Annotated in this window: 17 protein-coding genes; 16 read left to right on the forward strand and 1 reads right to left on the reverse strand. The window is 39.2% G+C overall.

Annotated features, from left to right (window positions below; translation table 11 throughout):
* Nucleotides 1-11: 11 nt before the first annotated feature.
* The 14 genes from NSS67_RS08825 (at nt 12) to NSS67_RS08890 (ending at nt 15,097) form a co-directional block, all read left to right on the forward strand.
* Nucleotides 12-1,097, forward strand: a complete 1,086-nt coding sequence (locus NSS67_RS08825; RefSeq protein ID WP_339319204.1) for a glycosyltransferase family 4 protein — start codon at nt 12-14, stop codon at nt 1,095-1,097.
* A 12-nt stretch (nt 1,098-1,109) separates the two neighbouring features.
* Entirely contained in the window at nt 1,110-2,000 is an 891-nt protein-coding gene (locus NSS67_RS08830; RefSeq protein ID WP_339319205.1) for an ATP-grasp fold amidoligase family protein, read from the forward strand.
* A gap of 21 nt (nt 2,001-2,021) precedes the next feature.
* Nucleotides 2,022-3,194 (forward strand): glycosyltransferase, encoded by a 1,173-nt coding sequence (locus NSS67_RS08835; protein ID WP_339319206.1) that lies wholly within the window; start codon nt 2,022-2,024, stop codon nt 3,192-3,194.
* Nucleotides 3,195-3,221: 27 nt separating this feature from the next.
* Entirely contained in the window at nt 3,222-4,304 is a 1,083-nt protein-coding gene (locus NSS67_RS08840; RefSeq protein WP_339319207.1) for a glycosyltransferase, read from the forward strand.
* A 21-nt stretch (nt 4,305-4,325) separates the two neighbouring features.
* The gene (locus NSS67_RS08845) at nt 4,326-5,471 is read left to right on the forward strand and encodes an EpsG family protein (protein WP_339319208.1); all 1,146 of its coding nucleotides are present in this window, start codon (nt 4,326-4,328) and stop codon (nt 5,469-5,471) included.
* Between the two features lie 34 nt (nt 5,472-5,505).
* Complete coding sequence (locus NSS67_RS08850) at nt 5,506-6,438, forward strand: ATP-grasp fold amidoligase family protein (RefSeq protein ID WP_339319209.1); 933 nt, start codon at nt 5,506-5,508, stop codon at nt 6,436-6,438.
* 33 nt (nt 6,439-6,471) lie between these two features.
* Nucleotides 6,472-7,935, forward strand: coding sequence for a lipopolysaccharide biosynthesis protein (locus NSS67_RS08855; RefSeq protein WP_339319210.1), 1,464 nt, complete (start codon nt 6,472-6,474; stop codon nt 7,933-7,935).
* A 13-nt stretch (nt 7,936-7,948) separates the two neighbouring features.
* On the forward strand, nt 7,949-8,542 hold the full coding sequence (locus tag NSS67_RS08860) for a serine acetyltransferase (RefSeq protein ID WP_339319211.1): 594 nt from the start codon (nt 7,949-7,951) through the stop codon (nt 8,540-8,542).
* A 90-nt stretch (nt 8,543-8,632) separates the two neighbouring features.
* Nucleotides 8,633-9,985 carry a UDP-glucose/GDP-mannose dehydrogenase family protein gene (locus NSS67_RS08865; protein WP_339319212.1) on the forward strand — a complete coding sequence of 451 codons (1,353 nt, stop codon included), beginning with the start codon at nt 8,633-8,635 and terminating at the stop codon, nt 9,983-9,985.
* 18 nt (nt 9,986-10,003) lie between these two features.
* Entirely contained in the window at nt 10,004-11,032 is a 1,029-nt protein-coding gene (locus NSS67_RS08870; RefSeq protein WP_339319213.1) for an SDR family NAD(P)-dependent oxidoreductase, read from the forward strand.
* A 74-nt stretch (nt 11,033-11,106) separates the two neighbouring features.
* On the forward strand, nt 11,107-11,745 hold the full coding sequence (locus NSS67_RS08875) for a YdcF family protein (RefSeq protein ID WP_339319214.1): 639 nt from the start codon (nt 11,107-11,109) through the stop codon (nt 11,743-11,745).
* 468 nt (nt 11,746-12,213) lie between these two features.
* Nucleotides 12,214-13,611, forward strand: a complete 1,398-nt coding sequence (hemA, locus tag NSS67_RS08880; protein ID WP_339319215.1) for a glutamyl-tRNA reductase — start codon at nt 12,214-12,216, stop codon at nt 13,609-13,611.
* Between the two features lie 5 nt (nt 13,612-13,616).
* Nucleotides 13,617-14,444, forward strand: a complete 828-nt coding sequence (gene ccsA, locus NSS67_RS08885) for a cytochrome c biogenesis protein CcsA (protein WP_339320546.1) — start codon at nt 13,617-13,619, stop codon at nt 14,442-14,444.
* Nucleotides 14,445-14,449: 5 nt separating this feature from the next.
* On the forward strand, nt 14,450-15,097 hold the full coding sequence (locus NSS67_RS08890) for an NAD(P)-dependent oxidoreductase (RefSeq protein WP_339319216.1): 648 nt from the start codon (nt 14,450-14,452) through the stop codon (nt 15,095-15,097).
* Nucleotides 15,098-15,162: 65 nt separating this feature from the next.
* On the opposite strand, the gene NSS67_RS08895 is transcribed toward NSS67_RS08890, so the two are convergent.
* A complete protein-coding gene (locus NSS67_RS08895; RefSeq protein ID WP_339319217.1) occupies nt 15,163-15,579 on the reverse strand; it encodes a hypothetical protein in 417 nt (138 codons plus the stop codon).
* 225 nt (nt 15,580-15,804) lie between these two features.
* Here NSS67_RS08895 and hemC point away from each other — a divergent pair, with 225 nt between their 5' ends.
* Both hemC and cobA read left to right on the forward strand, forming a co-directional pair.
* Entirely contained in the window at nt 15,805-16,755 is a 951-nt protein-coding gene (hemC, locus tag NSS67_RS08900; protein ID WP_339319218.1) for a hydroxymethylbilane synthase, read from the forward strand.
* A 5-nt stretch (nt 16,756-16,760) separates the two neighbouring features.
* Nucleotides 16,761-18,308 (forward strand): uroporphyrinogen-III C-methyltransferase, encoded by a 1,548-nt coding sequence (gene cobA, locus NSS67_RS08905; RefSeq protein WP_339319219.1) that lies wholly within the window; start codon nt 16,761-16,763, stop codon nt 18,306-18,308.
* Nucleotides 18,309-18,420: the final 112 nt, after the last annotated feature.

Below are 18,420 nucleotides of genomic sequence, written 5' to 3' on the forward strand. Positions count from 1 at the left end.
AGTACAATACAATGAAAAAAATACTAATATTGGCCAATAATGATGTAGGACTATATAAATTCAGGAAAGAAGTTATACAAGAATTAATTGAGGAATATAAGGTATATATTTCCTTGCCGTATGGTGATTATATACCAAAGCTACAGGATTTAGGTTGTGAATATATAGAAACATCAATAAGCAGACGTGGTACTAATCCAGTAACTGATATCAAGTTATTTAAAAAATATATAGATCTTATTAAGAAAATTAAACCTGAATTAGTATTATCGTACACGATAAAGCCAAATGTATATGGAGGACTCGCATGCAGAATGTCTAACGTTCCATACATAGTTAACGTTACAGGATTAGGCTCGGCAGTTGAAAATGGGGGCTTCATGCAAAAAATTAGTTTATTTCTTTACAGGTCCTCTTTGAAAAAGGCGACTTGTGTTTTTTTTCAGAACAAGGGGAATTACGAGTATTTTCAAGAAAAAAAGGTGTTTTCAAAAAAAAACAGATTAATTCCAGGGTCGGGTGTTAATTTAAAAGATTATAAATTGTTAGATTACCCACTAACAGAGAATATTCATTTTTTATTCATTGCACGAGTTATGAAAGAAAAGGGAATAGATCAGTATCTAGAGGCAGCCGAATATATAAAGAATAAGTATAAAAATACTGTGTTTCATATATTGGGTTCATGTGAAGAAGATTATGAGAATAAGCTGAATGAAATGCAAGATAGAGGGATTGTCCAGTACCATGGAATGCAAAGCGATGTGCGGGAATTCCAAAAAATTTCGCATTGTACCATCCATCCGACTTACTATCCAGAAGGTATGTCTAATGTGTTGCTTGAAAGTGCTGCTTGTGGTAGACCGATAATTACGACTAATAGAAGTGGATGTCGTGAAATTGTAGATAATGGAGTTAACGGTTATATTGTTGAACAGAAGAGTAGTCACGATTTGATAGAGAAGATTGAACAATTTTTAATGCTAACGTATGAAGAAAAAAAAGCTATGGGATTGGCTGGTAGAGTAAAGGTTGAATGCGAGTTCGATAGGGGAATTGTAATAAATTCTTATTTGAAAGAAATTCAGAACATTTAGAGGTGATTCATATTGGATTATAAAAAAATTTTAAAAAACAAAGAACTTCGAATTAATATCCTACATTGCTTAAGATTTGTACCGGATGCATTGATGATAAAAATTCAATATAGAATCAAAATGGATAGAAAACTCAATCTAAGAAATCCAAAGCGTTATTCTGAGAAAATTCAGTGGTACAAGTTAAATTATCGAACACCTCTCATGACACAGTGTGCAGATAAATACAGTGTTAGAGATTATATTAGGTCAAAGGGATTAAATAGCATTCTTACAGAAATGTATGCAGTTTATGATAGGGTACATGAGATAAATATTGAATCTTTACCGGAAAAGTTTGTGATGAAAACTACAAATGGAAGTGGGACTAATATTTTTTGCAAAGATAAAACAAAGTTATCTCTTGAAGACACAAACAAGTTACTCACTGAATGGATAAAAAGAGATAATTTCTCTTCCGGCCGAGAATGGTCTTATAAACATATAGTTCCACGAATCATAGTCGAAGAATATTTAGAAGATAGAACTAATCAGTTTGATGGAATTAATGATTATAAATTTTTATGTTTTAATGGAAAAGCAGAGTACATTGTACTCGACGTTGATCGACAAGTTGATCATAAAAGAAATATTTACGATAAGAATTGGATGTATATAGATGTTAGCACAGATCATGATAATTTTGGGGATTGCGTTCCGAAACCAGATGGTTTAGATGAGATGCTAAGAGTGGCTAATATACTTGCAGTAGATTTCCCTTGTGTCCGTGTGGATTTATATTGGGTGAATGATAAAGTATATTTTGGAGAGATGACCTTTTATCCGTGGACAGGATATGTAAACTTTTCTCCTGATGAATTTGATTTCACGTTAGGCTCTCACTTTCAACTAATTCGTCATTAAATGTTATAAAGGAGTAATGTCATGAGTGTATTATTTTGTCATGATGGGCCATTAAGAAAGGATCTTAACAATCAATACTATGGTATAGCTCATACAGATGAAATGTTTTCTCGCTACAAAGTTGTTAGCGATTATATTAAAGTACTAATTAGAGCAAAAAAGATAACGTCAAGTGAAGAAAAGAAGTTATCAAAAATAACTTTGGATAACTTGTCTATTGTGGAGACCCCCAGCATCGCCTCAACAAAAGGGCTTTTGTTGAATAGAAAGGTGTTAAAAGATATTATCCATAACCAGGTTAAGGATTCGAGTTTCGTAATAGCACGCTTACCTAGTCATAATGGAAACTTTGCTGTTGACAGTGCCATCAAACTGAACAAACCATACTTGATCGAGTTAGTTGCTTGCCCATGGGATTCCCTATGGAATCACAGTTTAAAAGGCAAGCTAATTGCTCCAATTATGTCATACCAGACTAAATCAAAAGTTAAGAGAGCTTCCCATGTTGTATACGTAACAGAATCTTTTTTGCAACATCGATACCCTACTTTGGGGAAATCTATTAATTGTTCCAATGTTACTTTGACTGAGTTTGACGATAGAACTCTTCAAAATAGACTTAATAAAATTAAAAGGATTAATAATAATGAGAAAGTAGTAATAGGAACGGCTGCGGCTGTAGATGTAAAGTACAAGGGACAACAATATATAATAGAAGCACTAGGTAAGCTAAAAAAGGAAGGCATACAACATTTTTATTATGAAATTGTTGGAGACGGTGATCAACAATATTTAAAAAGTATAGCCCAAAAAAATGATGTTACAGAAAATGTGTCATTTTTAGGTGCGATTCCCCACGCTATGATTAATAACTGGCTTGATAATCTTGATATTTACGTTCAACCTAGCAGGCAAGAAGGTCTGCCAAGATCTTTAATTGAAGCGATGAGTAGAGGATTGCCTAGTTTTGGAGCTAGGACTGGAGGAATCCCAGAATTGCTAGATGAGAATTTTATTTTTAGCAATTCTTCAAATAATATCGATGAAATATGTACTATTCTAAATTCTTTTGATAATAATTCTATGAAAAAACAAGCAGAGTTTAATTATGATAGATCTAAGAATTATGATAAAAAAACTATTGATGAAAAAAGGAAAAGGTTTTTTATACAGTCTCTAAACGACCTATTATAATTACACTCTTTCTTTGAGGAGATTGAAATGGAAGAAGTCAAGAAAGTAGCTATATTTGTTGGATCATTAGCACGTGGTGGTGCTGAGAGAGTCTCTGTTTTATTAGCAGAATATTTCAAAAAAAAAGGAATTGAAGTATGTATAATAACATTGGATATTCATTCTAATGAATACACTATTAGTACAGGGATACGACGAGTTATATTAAATGAAGAAAAAGGGAAGAAGAAATGGTATTATGTAGTGAAAAAAGTCAAGACAATTCTGTCTGAGTTGAAACCCAATGCCGTCTTAGTAATGGGCGTACCACTATGTATATACATAGTACCTGCTTTAATAGGAACAAAGATCCAATTAATAGTTTCCGAAAGAAATGATCCATCAAACTTTAAAGGAAAAAAAATTATTGGTTTATTATCGAAAAAATTAATGAGTTTTGCTTCGGGCTTTATTTTTCAGACAGAAGGGGCCAAGAAACAATATCCTCAAAGGATTCAGCAAAGATCCGTAGTAATATCAAACCCAATTGATATTACTGTGTTTCCAAGAAAAACAAATGAAATTAAAAAGAAAAAAATAGTATCAGTAGGTAGATTAGTTCCTCAAAAAAACCATGAAATGTTAGTTAATGTTTTTTCTAAAATCTCAGAAGATTATCCGGAATATTCGTTGATAATTTACGGTGAAGGTAGAGAACGTAATTCATTGCAAAAATTAATTGACGTCCATGATTTGTCTAGTAAGGTAATACTTGCAGGGGTTAAGGAGGATGTCCTCAGACAAATAAATGATGCAGAACTTTTTGTCATGTCCTCAAATTTTGAAGGCTTACCTAATGCTTTGATTGAGGCTATGGCTCTTGGTATTCCAGTAATATCAACTAACTGTCCTTCAGGAGGGCCGGCTTCATTAATTAAAGATGGCTATAATGGTCTATTAGTTCCTGTAGGAGACGAATATGAAATGGAAAGGGCTATTCGTTTGTTGTTAAATGACAAAGGCTATTCTTCAAATATGGGGAAGAATGCTTATTATATACGTAGATTATTAGATATTGATGTAATTGGTTCACAATGGATTGATTATATTGAAAAAATTCATGCTAATTAAGTAAGGTGGTCTTTAAAGCTTATGAATTTTATTGAAACTTTAAATCAAAACTGGGGGACTGCACTACTATTCTGGATGTTCTTTGTATTTTCAATTATGTTAGCGCATCTTTATCAATACATATTTTATAAATCAGATACAGGTAGTCGAAACCAATCATTAATTATTAAATGGATTTTTTTACTGGTTGTTATTGCGGGGCCTGCAATACTTATCGGAGTTAGGAGGTTTGATGTAGGAGCAGATACTTCAAATAACTGGATCGCATATATGAATTTGGGTGTTGTAGACTCTATAAAAATAAGTTTCTTCACAACTGGTATAGATAAACCGCTGTTTTTCTTGATCCATTATACTGTATTTCTTGTATTTAATGGTACACCAACAATATTCTTTACTATCATCTCCTTTCTAACATTATTTATATTAGTTTTAGCCTTAGATAAGTGGAAGGACAAACTTTCGATATCATTTGCATTGTTTGTTTATTATAGTTTTTTTGGAATGCAATTATTGAATCAATCAAGACAAATGCTTGCTCTTTCTATATTATTTTATGCATTATATTCATTGTCTGAAAAAAAAATACTGAAATATATTTTAATTATTAGTATTGCTGGTATGATTCATTTTACTGCCTTTGTTGGAATTTTATTTTTATTATTTAATTTTAAAAGAACTAAACATTATTTAGGTAAAAATTATTTGTTCTATTTTATTTTACTTGGAGCTACTTTTTTTATGGAACCTATTCTAAAAATCACTTCAAAAATTATACCTGGTAAATATAGTGCTTATATTAATTTCCATTCTAGTAGTGACATCGGTCTAGGTCTGGCTTTAAATGTTTTACCCGTAATTATTCCTATACTTTTGTTTAGAGGCTATATTGTTGCCAACAACTATCAGTATCTGAAGCGAATTGCTTTTCTAACTCTTCCTTTTAGATTGGCAGGGTACATATCATACTTTGTTATGAGAATGTACTATTATGGAGCTATTCCAATTGTAATTCTTTTTCCTATGATAATTAAAAGTATCGAGTCAAGAAGAGGCAGCGTATTAGCTTTTATATTTTTTGTTGTTTTGTGTTGTGTATATTATATAGTAAATTATATGTTCGTAAATTCCGCATATTTATTTCCATATCATAGTGTGTTTGATTAAGAAGTTAAGGATAATTATTAATGGGGAGATTGAAATGAATAATGTGAGAAATATGTTTAAAAAAATATTAATGAAGAGTGATTTAACTGCTACTATTTATAAAAAAACTAGAGAAATGTATTTAGAACATTATTTGAGCGATATTAAATTAATTCAAAAAAAATACAAACGAAAGCTTGGAAGAACATTAAATATATCGGAACCTTTACTTTTTAATGATAAACTTCAATGGCTCAAACTATATTGGTATAATCCTTTAGCGAAAGTTTGTGCTGATAAATTTGAAGTGAGAAAATATATAAAGGATACAATTGGAGAGAAGTATTTAAATGAAATATATGGAGTATATGAATCTGTTGAAGATATCAATTTAGATAAACTACCGGATTCCTTTGTATTAAAAGCCACTCATGGATCTGGCTTTAATTTAATTTGCAGAGACAAAAATAAAATGAATTGGGATCAGGAATTCAAAAAAATGCGTGGATGGTTACAAGAGAATTACTATTTATACAATAGAGAATGGGTTTATAAAGATTTGAAGCCTAGAATAGTTTGTGAAAAATTACTAGAACAGGGCGAAAGAGGGGAACTTCAAGACTTCCGTTTTTTTTGTTTCTCAGGGGAGCCTAAATTCATAAGTGTGGATTTCAATATTACAGATAAGAAAAAAACACGAAGAAACTTATACGATCTAGATTGGAATTTAATGAGCCAAGAAATATCATATCCCAAAGAATTAAATATACAGGTTGAAAAACCAATACATTTAGATGAAATGATTAATTTGAGTAAGATTTTATCCCATGATTTTCCACATGCGAGAGTTGATTTTTATTATACAAAGGGAAGAGTTTTATTCGGTGAGATTACCTTTTTTCACCAAAGTGGTATGGGAATTATTAAACCAGAACAATTCGAGCTGAAGATGGGGGAATGGTTGGCTTTGCCTCAAAGGAATGTATGAGCTATGAATAACTAAATTTGAGGAGTAGATAGATTGAATGGAAATTCTTTAAATGGAAAAATAATTTCTGCTACTAAATGGTCCTCGATTACAGAGGTTGTTTCAAAACTGGTAACACCTATTACTCAAATGATTCTTGCAAGAATGATAGCTCCTGAAGAGTTTGGGATAATAGCAACTGTGACCATGGTTGTAAGTTTTGTCGATATGTTCACAGATGCAGGATTTCAGAAGTATTTAATCCAACATCAATTTAAAGATGAGGAAGAAAAACATAGGTTTGCTAACGTTGCTTTTCTAACAAATCTTGCTATTTCCTTATTGTTATGGACGTTAATAATTATTTTTAGCAATGAAGTTGCCATTCTTGTTGGAAATGCGGGTTTAGGAAATGTGATTGCTATTGCTTGTATTCAACTTCCCATTACAGCTTTCTCAAGTATTCAAATGGCTCTATATAAGCGCGACTTTAATTTTCGTATATTATTTAAAGTTCGAATGGTCACTATTCTAATACCATTATTAGTGAGCATACCATTAGCATTGTTAGGTTTCAGTTTCTGGTCTTTAATAATTGGAACAATTACAATGCAATTTCTTAATTCTATAATATTGACAATAAGTTCTAACTGGAAACCTACGTTATATTTTGAAAAGAATGTTCTAAAAGAAATGTTATCCTTCAGTTTATGGTCTTTAATGGAATCTGTGTCTATTTGGTTAACGACTTGGATTGATGTTTTTATTATTGGAAGTTTAGTAAGTCAATACTATCTAGGCATTTATAAAAATTCTCTTTCTATAGTAAACGCCTTAATGGCTTTAGTTACATCTTCAATTATACCAGTTTTATTTTCTGTTTTATCAAGACTACAGAATGATGATAAGCAATTTCTTGAGGTTTTTCTTAAGGTACAAAAAATAGTGGCGATTTTAATAATACCATTAGGTACAGTTGTATATCTTTATAGTGATTTTATTACTTTAGTTCTTTTAGGGGAAAATTGGATTGAAGCTAAAGATATCATTGGAAACTGGGCTTTGACAAGTGCCATTATGGTTGTATTGAGTAACCTTTGCAGCGAAGTTTACCGTGCTAAAGGTAGACCTAAATTATCTCTATTTGCACAACTTTCTCATCTGATAGTATTAATCCCTGTGTGTCTAATTAGTTCGCATTATGGTTTTTGGACACTTGTATATACTCGCTCTTGGGTAAGACTAGAGTTAGTTATCGTTAATATGTTCTTGATGAGATTAGTGATTGGAATCCCAGTGTTGAAGATTTTGAAAAATGTGGGTCCACCTATAGTTTCCGCTTTATTTATGGGTATTTTTAAATTTTTTATTGAGGGACTATTCTTTGGCTTTGCAGGAATAATCATAAGTATTTTATTTTGTTTTTTAGTATACTTTGTGATCCTAATCCTTTTTCCTTCGGTAAGATCTGACTTTAAGATATATTTAAAATTACTAAAAGTTAGATTACATCATTGAACGGAGAGTTGTAGTGAATATAAAAGAGAGAAAAGAATTTATTCATTCTAAGACTGATTTGAAAGAATTTCTAAGTATTGAGAAACAGAATTATGGAATCAAAAGCAACTGGACTCATTTAATATGTATTAGTGAAAAATCCTATCTTTGGAAGCACAACGTTCTTTTAAGGAAGACTGAGTATTACGTTAACAATAACAAAAAAATTAGAAGTCTAATATATAAAGTCTTACTCTATAGGTACCAAAACAAGCATCATATTCATATTCCAATAAATGTTTTTGATCGAGGTCTTAGATTAATGCATTTAGGGCCAATTTTAGTAAATAGGAAGGTTGTAGGAGGCAAGAATATTGCGCTTCATATTAATACAAGTTTGGTAGCAGGGGGCACTGATGACGAAGCGCCGACCTTGGAAGATGGAGTTGTTATTGGGGTTGGGGCTGTGGTATTAGGTTCAGTTAGATTAGCGCGTAATATTGCAGTTGGAGCTAATGCAGTAGTAAATAAATCGTTTGCAGAAGAAAATATAACTATTGCTGGTGTACCAGCAAAAATGGTTAGTACTAGTGGCCGTTTAGGCTGGAACAAAAAACGGGGAAAGTAGGATGAAGGTACGTTGGATGAAACAAGGAAAACCTTGTCCGATCTACCTCGGCAAATGCCAAGAGCCTATTAACTAATTGGGAGGATAAGTATGAAAATCGCTGTAGCCGGCACAGGTTACGTAGGCCTCGTAGCAGGTGTATGTTTTGCAGAGGTAGGCCATCACGTAACATGTGTTGATATCGATGAGAATAAAGTTAGTTTGATGAAATCGGGTGTTTCTCCGATCTATGAAGCCGATTTAGAAGAGCTTATGCAGAAGAATTATGCAGCAGGTAGACTTGATTATACTACTGATTATAAATCAACATATCGAGAAGCAGATGCAATATTTATAGGCGTGGGGACACCAGAACAACCTGATGGTTCTGCTAATCTTTCATACATAGCTACAGTAGCAAGACAAATAGCTGAAACTATAGAGAAAGATTGTCTTGTTGTTGTAAAATCAACAGTTCCTGTCGGTACGAATGATAAGGTACAACAGTTTATACATGATTTTCTACCTCGCGAAGGAGAGGTCATTACTGGTAACGGTAATGGAGTGGGTAAGACAATAAGAGTAGAAGTAGCATCTAATCCTGAGTTTCTAGCGCAAGGGACAGCTGTTAGAGATACGCTGCAAGCTGCAAGAATTATAATTGGCACAGAAAGCAAATGGGCTGAAGATATATTGATACAAATCTATGAGCCATTCAATATTCCAATTGTCGCTGTTAAAAGAAGATCCGCAGAAATGATAAAATATGCATCAAATGATTTCCTTGCTCTCAAGATATCTTATATGAATGATATTGCCAATCTTTGCGAATTGGTAGGAGCAGATATAGAAGATGTATCTAGAGGGATGTCCTTTGACGAACGAATCGGTAGTAAGTTCTTAAACGCTGGTATTGGTTATGGAGGAAGTTGCTTTCCTAAAGATACAAAGGCACTAGAATATTTAGCAAGACAAAATGGTTATGAACTTAGGACAGTCAAAGCTGCTATTGATGTAAATACTAGTCAAAAGACGATTCTTTTTAAGAAAGCATCAAAAAGACTTATCACCTTTAACGGTCTAAAAGTTGCAGTGCTAGGCCTGACATTTAAGCCTGGAACTGATGATCTTAGAGAAGCAGCTTCCCTTGAAAATATACCAATGTTACTAGATCAGGGCGCAGAAATTCATGCCTTTGATCCTGTAGGAAAAATCAATTTTTCTAAGGAGTATCCAGAAGGTCGAAATAGTAAGGGAAGCATCAAATATGTCGACAGTATAGAAGAAGCTCTTGAAAGTGCAAATGTTTGCTTTGTATTCACAGAGTGGGGAGAGATTAAGGCTATAAAACCTGAAACATATAAAGAGTTAATGAGAACACCGTTAGTTTACGATGGCAGAAATTTATATGGGGTTAAAAATATGCAAGCGGCTGGCGTGGAGTATTATTCTATCGGAAGATAACATTAAGGGGCGAGCTTATTGAACGATATACCAGTAGATGATGACACTAAAACATATTTAATTACCGGAGCAGCAGGCTTTATTGGATTTTATTTATCCAAAAGATTATTGGAGCAAGGCAATAGGGTGATCGGTGTTGATAATATTAATGATTACTATGATATTAATCTTAAGCACTTTCGCTTAGAGCAACTTCATTTATTTAACCGATTTGAATTTATTAAAGCTGATATTTCAGATAAAGATATGATTACAAAGGTCTTTGAAGAATACAAACCGAACATAGTTGTGAATCTAGCAGCACAAGCAGGGGTACGTTACTCCATAGAGAATCCCGATGTGTATATTCAAAGCAATATTGTAGGTTTCTTTAACATTCTTGAAGCTTGTAGAAATTATCCAGTTGACCATCTTGTATATGCATCATCTAGCTCAGTTTATGGGTCTAATAAAAAGGTTCCTTTTGAAGAATCAGATGTTGTAGATCATCCGGAATCGCTTTATGCTGCTACGAAAAAGTCGAATGAACTAATGGCGCATACTTATAGTCATCTTTATAAGATACCGGCTACTGGTCTACGCTTTTTTACAGTTTACGGTCCAATGGGGCGTCCAGATATGGCTTATTTCGGATTTACCCAGAAATATTTTGCTGGTGAATCAATTAAAATATTTAATAATGGTGATTTTAAAAACGATCTTTATCGAGATTTTACTTATGTAGATGACATTGTAGAGGGTATCGAGAGGCTTCTAAATAAAGCACCGACAGAAACAGTTCCTCATAAGGTTTTTAATATAGGAAATAACAGCCCTGAAAAGTTAATGGTATTTATTGAAACTTTAGAAAAATGTTTAAGCAAAGCTACTGGTAGAGAAGTGATATTTAATAAAAAATTTGAACCCATTAAACTAGGGGATGTACCAGCAACTTATGCATCTACAGATTTATTAGAACAAGCTGTAGGGTTCAAACCAAGAACTTCCATAGAGGAAGGCTTACAGAAATTCGCAGATTGGTACGTGGAATACTATGATGTAAGATGATGTATTGTATTAAGCAAAATTCAGCTACGAATTAATGAGTATTTAAAAATTAGACATTGAGATAGGAATATTGTATGAAGAGCAATACAAATAAATTGAAGAAGAAAAGAAAAAGACTTAATTTGATGTGTGTAATTTTTCTATTGATTTTCTTTTTCTTCTTCTCAGCTGGTCGTTTTCTAACCCTAACCCAACTACCTAAGCAAGCAGATGCCATCATCGTACTTAGCGGAGGCCAAGGTCGAGTAGAAAAGGGAGTCGAGTTATATAAAGCTGGCTACGCTCCATATATAATTCTCTCCAATGCCAAAGAGTCAACGAGTTCATCAGGTGATATGCTCCAAACCGCCCTTAATCTCGGTATACCGCAGGACGCTATCTATACCGAAAACGCGGCTGAAAGCACTTATCAGAATGCCGAGTTCACACTCCCTATAATGAAGGAACACAATTTTAAATCTGCGATTGTCGTTTCCTCGGATTTTCACATGCGGCGGGTAAAGCTTCTTTTTGATCGTGAGTACAAAAAATCAGATATTGAGCTTACGTTTGTAGGGTCTTCCTCAGGATATAACGCTAAGAGCTGGTGGAGCAACCGAAAGAGTCGTGAAACTACCTTCAATGAGTATATTAAAATGATCGGCAACACCTTTGGTTACAATGGACCTGAGGCAAAAAGTACGCTTGATCAAATAAAGAACTGGTTTCGCTAGTTTGGAATTTCATATACTTTATCCGAGGTGATCGTTATGAACCAAGCGGACTTGGTTTGTAAATCATGTGGTAGTACTACTTTCACTAAAGGCGAAATGAACAACGGATATGCTAACGTTATGCCCATCGGTAAAACTTTCTCTTTTGGTTCACCACTTATCTTTACATTTTGTAAAAGGTGTGGAGAAGTAGCTTCAATAAAAGTTGCAAAACCAGAGAAGTTTTGAGTTAGTTAATAATTAATCACAAAATAACCCATCCTAACCGTAGCGAAACTACGGTTTTTTATTTATAATAATTATTATCTGGATTTCATAAAGCGTTCAAAAAATCTGCAAAAAGTCGTATTTTCGTGTGATATACTTAACACAGTGTTTTGAGATGTTGTGAAAGTGAATATTATGTAAAATATTCTTTAATATAACTGTACTACAGTAATGAATAGAGACTAGGATGGTGAACTATCGATGCACATCGTCGTCGTTGGCCTGAATTATCGTACGGCTCCCGTGGAGGTTAGGGAACAGTTTGCTTTTGCGGAGAGTGATCTTCCGGCAGCACTCCATCAACTGATGAAGACGAAGGGTGTGTTGGAAGGGGTCGTAGTAGCCACCTGCAACCGTACGGAAATTTATGTGGTCATGGACCGCCTTCACATGGGTGGTTATTTCATCCGCAGCTTCATGGAGCAGTGGTTTGGAGTGAAAAACGAGCAATTTGCACAGCATATGTATATCTATGAAGACGAGCAGGCGATTGCGCATTTGTTCCGCGTGACCTGCGGCCTGGATTCCATGGTGATTGGCGAGACGCAGATCCTTGGACAGGTGCGGAGTTCTTTTCTCACGGCTCAGTCTGAAGGTGTAACTGGAACTTGGTTCAATCGGTTATTTAAACAAGCGGTGACGCTGGGCAAAAGAGCGCATAGTGAAACATCAATCGGCGAAAGCGCAGTATCTGTCAGTTATGCGGCAGTGGAGCTGGGCAAGCGGATTTTTGGCATGTTCACTGGTAAAAGAGTGCTGATTCTCGGCGCCGGCAAAATGAGCGAGCTCACCGTAAAACATCTATATAGTAGTGGTGCGGCTGAAGTAATTGTCGCTAACCGTACACTGTCGCGTGCGATTGAGCTGGCCGGTAAGTTCTCGGGTAAGCCGAGTACGATTGAGGATGCGCTAAAAAATCTGAATGAGGTAGATATCGTGATCAGCTCGACGGGAGCTGACGGGTATGTGCTTACGGCAGATCAGGTAGCGAGTGCTATGAAGCGCCGTCCTTCGCGGCCGCTTTTTATGATTGATATTGCTGTACCCCGTGATATTGATCCTGCTGCGGCTGATGTGCCAGATGTTTTTTTATATGATATTGACGATCTGGAGGGCATTGTGGAGAATAATCTGGAAATGCGCCGGAGTGAAGCTGCGAAGATTGAAGTGATGATCGGCGAGGAAATGGATGAGTTCCAGCTGTGGCTTAAGACGCTTGGCGTGAGACCAGTGATTCGGGCGCTTCAGGATAAATCGAATGCGATTCATGAGGAAACGATGGAGAGTCTATTTAATAAGCTACCTGAGCTGGACGAGCATCAGCGTAAGGTGATCCGTCGTTTGACCAAAAGTATTGTGAACCAAATGATGCATGATCCAATCAATGTAATTAAAGAGATGTCCGGCGGCAAGCAGGGGAATGAAGCTCTCGATTATTTCTCCAAAATCTTTGCCTTGCAGGAACAGCTCGATTCCAATTCAGAAGGCGGAGATTCCGCCTCGGTTAAACAATCTAGTTCCGCTGAACGTACTGCCGATAGTGGCGATTTTTCTGTGCCTAAGACGGTGCTTGCTCCGGCAAGCCTGTTGGGTAGGTGAATGATATGCAACTGCTGAACGGAATATATGATGCCGCTCTGCTGCTATATGCCCTGAGCCTGCTGTTTGTTTTCTCGGATTGCCTTCATCGCAACCCGAGTGGGAAGCGGCTAGGCACGGGGCTTCTTGTTGTTGTGGGTCTTTTGCAAGCTGCGGGACTCGGGATTCGTTTCTCTCAGGAGCAGGGACTCCCCATTTTTACACCTTATGATTTCTTGTTCTGGTTTGCATTTAGTATTGTACTGACCTCGCTTGCGGTGGCGTTCACGCGTGGAGGCGAGTTTACGATTCTGCTGCTTAGTATGGCTGGATTCAGTGTTTTTCTGCTTAATCGGGTGTGGCTGACGGCGGGGGGACATACGCTTGAAACTTGGAGCGCGGTATATGGCTGGCTGACGATGCATGTGATTTTGGCCAACTTGAGTTTTGCTGCACTGACACTAGGGACGGTATTTGCAATATTGTACTTATTCCTGCACACCAGACTCAAAAGCAAGCAATGGAGTGACCGAATTCGCCGTTTGCCGAGCTTAGAGACTACAGATAAATATTCTTACACAGCTATTCTCGTGGGGACTCCTTTGTTGGCAATCTCTCTGGTGGTGGCTAGCTTATCCATTGTATCTGAGGGACGGACGCTATTATTGAAGGATTTAAAAGTATTAACAACACTTATTGGCCTCGGAATTTACATATTTTATATTATCTTTAAGAAATCCGGGCGGAGAAGTGGAGTAAGTATGGCTCGCTGGGCGATTTTAGGATATGCTTTTACTATCTTGAATTTTTTGTTGAATTCTTGGTCTGGTTTTCACGGTTGGAGTGGGGAGTGAAGGGCATGACGCGTTATTTACCCATAATGCTGGATTGCGAAGGGCAACCGATTGTGGTTATTGGCGGTGGTGTCGTGGCTGAACGGAAGGTGAGTGGGCTGCTGGAAGCTGGAGCGGTGGTTAGGGTGATTAGTCCCACTTTGACAGATACGCTTGTCTCTCTAGCAAAAAAAGGTCTCATGACCTGGCATGACCGCTCTTATGCTCCCGGAGATCTCCGCGGGGCCTTTCTCGTATATGCGGCGACTGACGATCGAGCAGTTAATGAAGAAGTGGTGATGGAGGCTCGTCGTCTTGGCATTCCGGTGAACGTGGCTAGTCATGCGGAAGCGGGTAATTTTATCTCTCCTGGAGTTGTACGGAGGGGACGTTTGACGGTAGCGGTATCTACTTCGGGTGCGGGCCCGCTTGCGGCTGCCAAGATTAAAAGCGTGCTGGAAGAGGCGCTGGATGCGGCTTATGAGCCATATTTGGATTTTGTACATACTATGCGAACCCGGATTAAGGAAAAAGAACCTTCTACTGAAGTTCGTGGAAGGCTTTTGCGGAAGCTTGGAACGCTGGATGTGTTGAATGAGATGAGAGATGGCAGCTTTATCGCGTGGAGCCCGGAGGATATGGACGCTTGGATTGCAGATCATCGGGCGGAGTAGAGTGCGCGTGGACACTGTGAATTTTAGAAAATTAGGTTAGATTAATGATATGAGTACAAATCGGGTTACTGGCTGGGATAGTTAGTATAGCGGTATGAGTACGGATGGCTGGGTGAAGTGGCTGGAATGGTCGAATGTGCGGTATATATCCCGTTGAATTGGCCTGAAGTAGCTGAAATGGTCGAATGTGCGGTATATATCCCGTAGAAATGGGCTGAAGTGGCTGGAATGGTCGAATGTACGGTATAAGTACCGCTGAAATGGGCTGAATTAGCTGGAATGGTCGAATGTGCGGTATATATCCCGTTGAATTGGCCTGAATTAGCTGGAATGGTCGATTGAACGGTATATATCCCGTTGATTTGGGCTGAAGTAGCTGGAATGGTCGAATGAGCGGTAAAAGTACCGTTGAAATGATCAGCAACGACTAAAGTGAGAAAAAGAGGAGCAAAAATACCCCTAAATTGAGTAATAGTCGTCAAAAGAGATAAATGAAGAGTATAAATGCCCTTGAATTGCTCCAAAACGGCTATATCAACGAAAAGAGGGGCAGAAATGCCCCTGAAATTGAGCTAGAACCGCCGAAGAGGCCAAATAAAAGGCATACATGCCTTTTAACAGCATGGAGTAGTTTTTGGTTAGTTTGAGTTACTATATATGATCTACGATGAATAGTAAGAGGCAGACGTTATCAGGAGGAATGGACAATGCGGAAGATAATTGTGGGAAGTAGACAGAGCGCACTTGCATTGACGCAGACAGGACATGTAATTGCTGATCTTGAGCGACTGAGCGAGGAGCATGGGTTTGGATTCACTTTTGAGGTGAAAAAGATTATCACCAAAGGGGACCGCATCCTTGATGTCACCTTGTCCAAGGTAGGCGGAAAAGGATTGTTCGTGAAGGAAATCGAGCAAGCGATGCTGGACAAAGAAATCGACATGGCGGTGCACAGCATGAAGGATATGCCCTCCGAGCTACCGGAGGGACTGATCAATGGGGCTGTGCCGAAGCGTGTCGATCCGCGCGATGCACTGATCTCTAGCGGAGGCGTCTCACTGGACGAGCTGCCTCCAGGCGCACGCGTAGGCACAAGCAGCCTACGCCGCTCCAGCCAGCTAGCTGCGCTGCGGCCTGATCTGGTCATTGAGCCCGTGCGCGGCAACATTGACTCGCGGCTGGGCAAGCTGGAGAGCGGCGAGTACGACGCGATCCTGCTAGCAGCAGCGGGGCTGTCGCGCATGGGCTGGCAGGATCGCGTGAGCGCCTACCTGCCGCCTGAGGTTTGCCTGCCCGCTGTAGGGCAGGGCGCACTCGGCATCGAGTGCCGCGCAGATGACGCCGATCTGCGGAAGCTGCTGGCGTTATACAACGACGCCGATACAGCGCTGACTGTGGCGGCGGAGCGCACATTCCTTGGCGCACTTAACGGCGGCTGCCAAGTGCCAATTGGCGCTTATGCGGTGCTTGACGCAGCTGATGCTGCTACCGCTGAGCACAAAATGATCTCCTTAACCGGAATGGTGGGAACACCTGACGGTTCAACGATTTTGAAAGAAACTTGCACTGGGGCAGACCCTGTACAGCTTGGCGAAGAAGTCGCTAAGAAACTGATCGCAAGAGGCGCGGAGAAGATACTGTCAGACGTTAGGGGATGAGGGGATTGACGGGGAAGGTTTATTTGGTAGGTGCAGGTCCCGGGGACGCAAAGCTGATTACTGTAAAAGGCCTCGAGTGTATCCAAAAAAGCGACGTGCTAGTGTACGATCGGCTGGCAAGTCCTAGATTGCTGAAATTCATGAAGCCCGGCGGAGAGAAGATTTATGTAGGCAAGCTGCCGGATCGCCACACGATGAAGCAGGAAGAGATTAATCAATTGTTAGTTGATCTGGCTTTACAGGGGAAAACCGTAGTGCGGCTGAAGGGTGGGGACCCTACGATTTTTGGCCGAGTGGGTGAAGAAGCGGAGCTGCTCCGCAAAAATGGGATCTATTACGAAATCGTACCGGGCATCACGTCGGCGATCAGCGTACCAGCATATGCGGGTATACCTGTCACGCACCGTGATCATGCCTCTTCCCTGTCGATTATTACTGGACACGAAAGTCCGGATAAACTGGATCATTCCATTCATTGGGATAAAGTAACGAACGCCACGGGGACGTTAGTGTTTCTAATGGGCGTTGCAAAAATAGGATATATCAGCGGGCAGCTGATCAAGCACGGGCGGCCACCCGAAACACCAGTGGCGCTTGTGCGCTGGGGCACCCGCGCCGATCAGGAGACGCTGACGGGAACCCTCGCCGATATTGAGGCGAAGGTGAAGGCGGCGGATTTTCAGCCGCCGGCAGTCATCGTCGTTGGCGACGTTGTGCTGCAACGTGAGCAGCTCAAGTGGGTTGAGGCGATGCCGTTATTCGGCAAACGCATCGTGGTGACACGGGCTCGCAGCCAAGCAAGCGAGCTAGTGGATATGATTGAGGAACTCGGCGGGGAACCCTACGAGTTTCCGGTGATCGAGACGATTATGCCGGAAGGCGCAGAGAAGAAGGCGAAGATAACAGCGGCGCTTGGCGCGCTGGAATCGTACGACTGGGTATTCTTCACTAGCGCGAACGGCGTGGAGTTTTTTTGGCGCCACTTGGCGGAGCTGGGGGCGGACATTCGTGGGCTTTACCGCGCAAGGATTGCAGCGGTGGGGCCGGGCACGGCAGCCGCGCTGGCGCAGCGCGGGGTAATTGCCGAGGAACTTCCGGCGAAATTTCAGGCGGAAGGTCTGATTGAGACGTTCGGTCCTCGGCTGCTGCCGGGGCAGAACGTGCTGTTGCCGCGCGGCGATCTGGGGCGCGATTGGCTGCCGGACAAGCTGAGAGAGCTTGGGCTGCAAGTGACTGACGTCGATACTTATGAGACGATTGTGACTGGCGAAGATGATGTTGAGCTATTGAAGCTGTTAGAGGAAGGTCGCGTTCACGCAGTAACCTTTACTAGCTCTTCGACTGTGCGTAACTTCATGCACATTCTGAAGAGGATGGGGCTCGAAGATCCACTTTCGCTTCTAGCAAACGTAAAAATAGCCTGCATCGGGCCATTAACCGAGCAGACTGCTGTGGAGGCAGGACTGACTCCGGGTCTACTTCCTGAAGAAGCAACTATTAATAGTTTGGTGCAAGAGCTTTGCCGCTGGAATGCAGAGACTCAGCTGCAGTAGCGCTTGGATCGAGGATAGACCGAAGCAAAAGTTACTGGTGAGCTTACATTCAGGTGGGAAGCTAGAAACTGTTTAGTCTGTGGGGAGAGTAGTAGCTGTTCTACGGAGGAAG

It is taken from the genome of Paenibacillus sp. FSL R10-2734, from assembly GCF_037963865.1.
GTDB lineage: Bacteria > Bacillota > Bacilli > Paenibacillales > Paenibacillaceae > Paenibacillus_AQ.

Bases quoted from the DNA above. Each gene is read 5' to 3' on its own strand.
- NSS67_RS08825 (WP_339319204.1), top strand. From the start codon at position 12: ATGAAAAAAATACTAATATTGGCCAATAATGATGTAGGACTATATAAA.
- NSS67_RS08835 (WP_339319206.1), top strand. From the start codon at position 2,022: ATGAGTGTATTATTTTGTCATGATGGGCCATTAAGAAAGGATCTTAAC.
- NSS67_RS08840 (WP_339319207.1), top strand. From the start codon at position 3,222: ATGGAAGAAGTCAAGAAAGTAGCTATATTTGTTGGATCATTAGCACGT.
- NSS67_RS08845 (WP_339319208.1), top strand. From the start codon at position 4,326: ATGAATTTTATTGAAACTTTAAATCAAAACTGGGGGACTGCACTACTA.
- NSS67_RS08850 (WP_339319209.1), top strand. From the start codon at position 5,506: ATGAATAATGTGAGAAATATGTTTAAAAAAATATTAATGAAGAGTGAT.
- NSS67_RS08865 (WP_339319212.1), top strand. From the start codon at position 8,633: ATGAAAATCGCTGTAGCCGGCACAGGTTACGTAGGCCTCGTAGCAGGT.
- NSS67_RS08875 (WP_339319214.1), top strand. From the start codon at position 11,107: ATGAAGAGCAATACAAATAAATTGAAGAAGAAAAGAAAAAGACTTAAT.
- hemA (WP_339319215.1), top strand. From the start codon at position 12,214: ATGCACATCGTCGTCGTTGGCCTGAATTATCGTACGGCTCCCGTGGAG.
- ccsA (WP_339320546.1), top strand. From the start codon at position 13,617: ATGCAACTGCTGAACGGAATATATGATGCCGCTCTGCTGCTATATGCC.
- NSS67_RS08890 (WP_339319216.1), top strand. From the start codon at position 14,450: ATGACGCGTTATTTACCCATAATGCTGGATTGCGAAGGGCAACCGATT.
- hemC (WP_339319218.1), top strand. From the start codon at position 15,805: ATGCGGAAGATAATTGTGGGAAGTAGACAGAGCGCACTTGCATTGACG.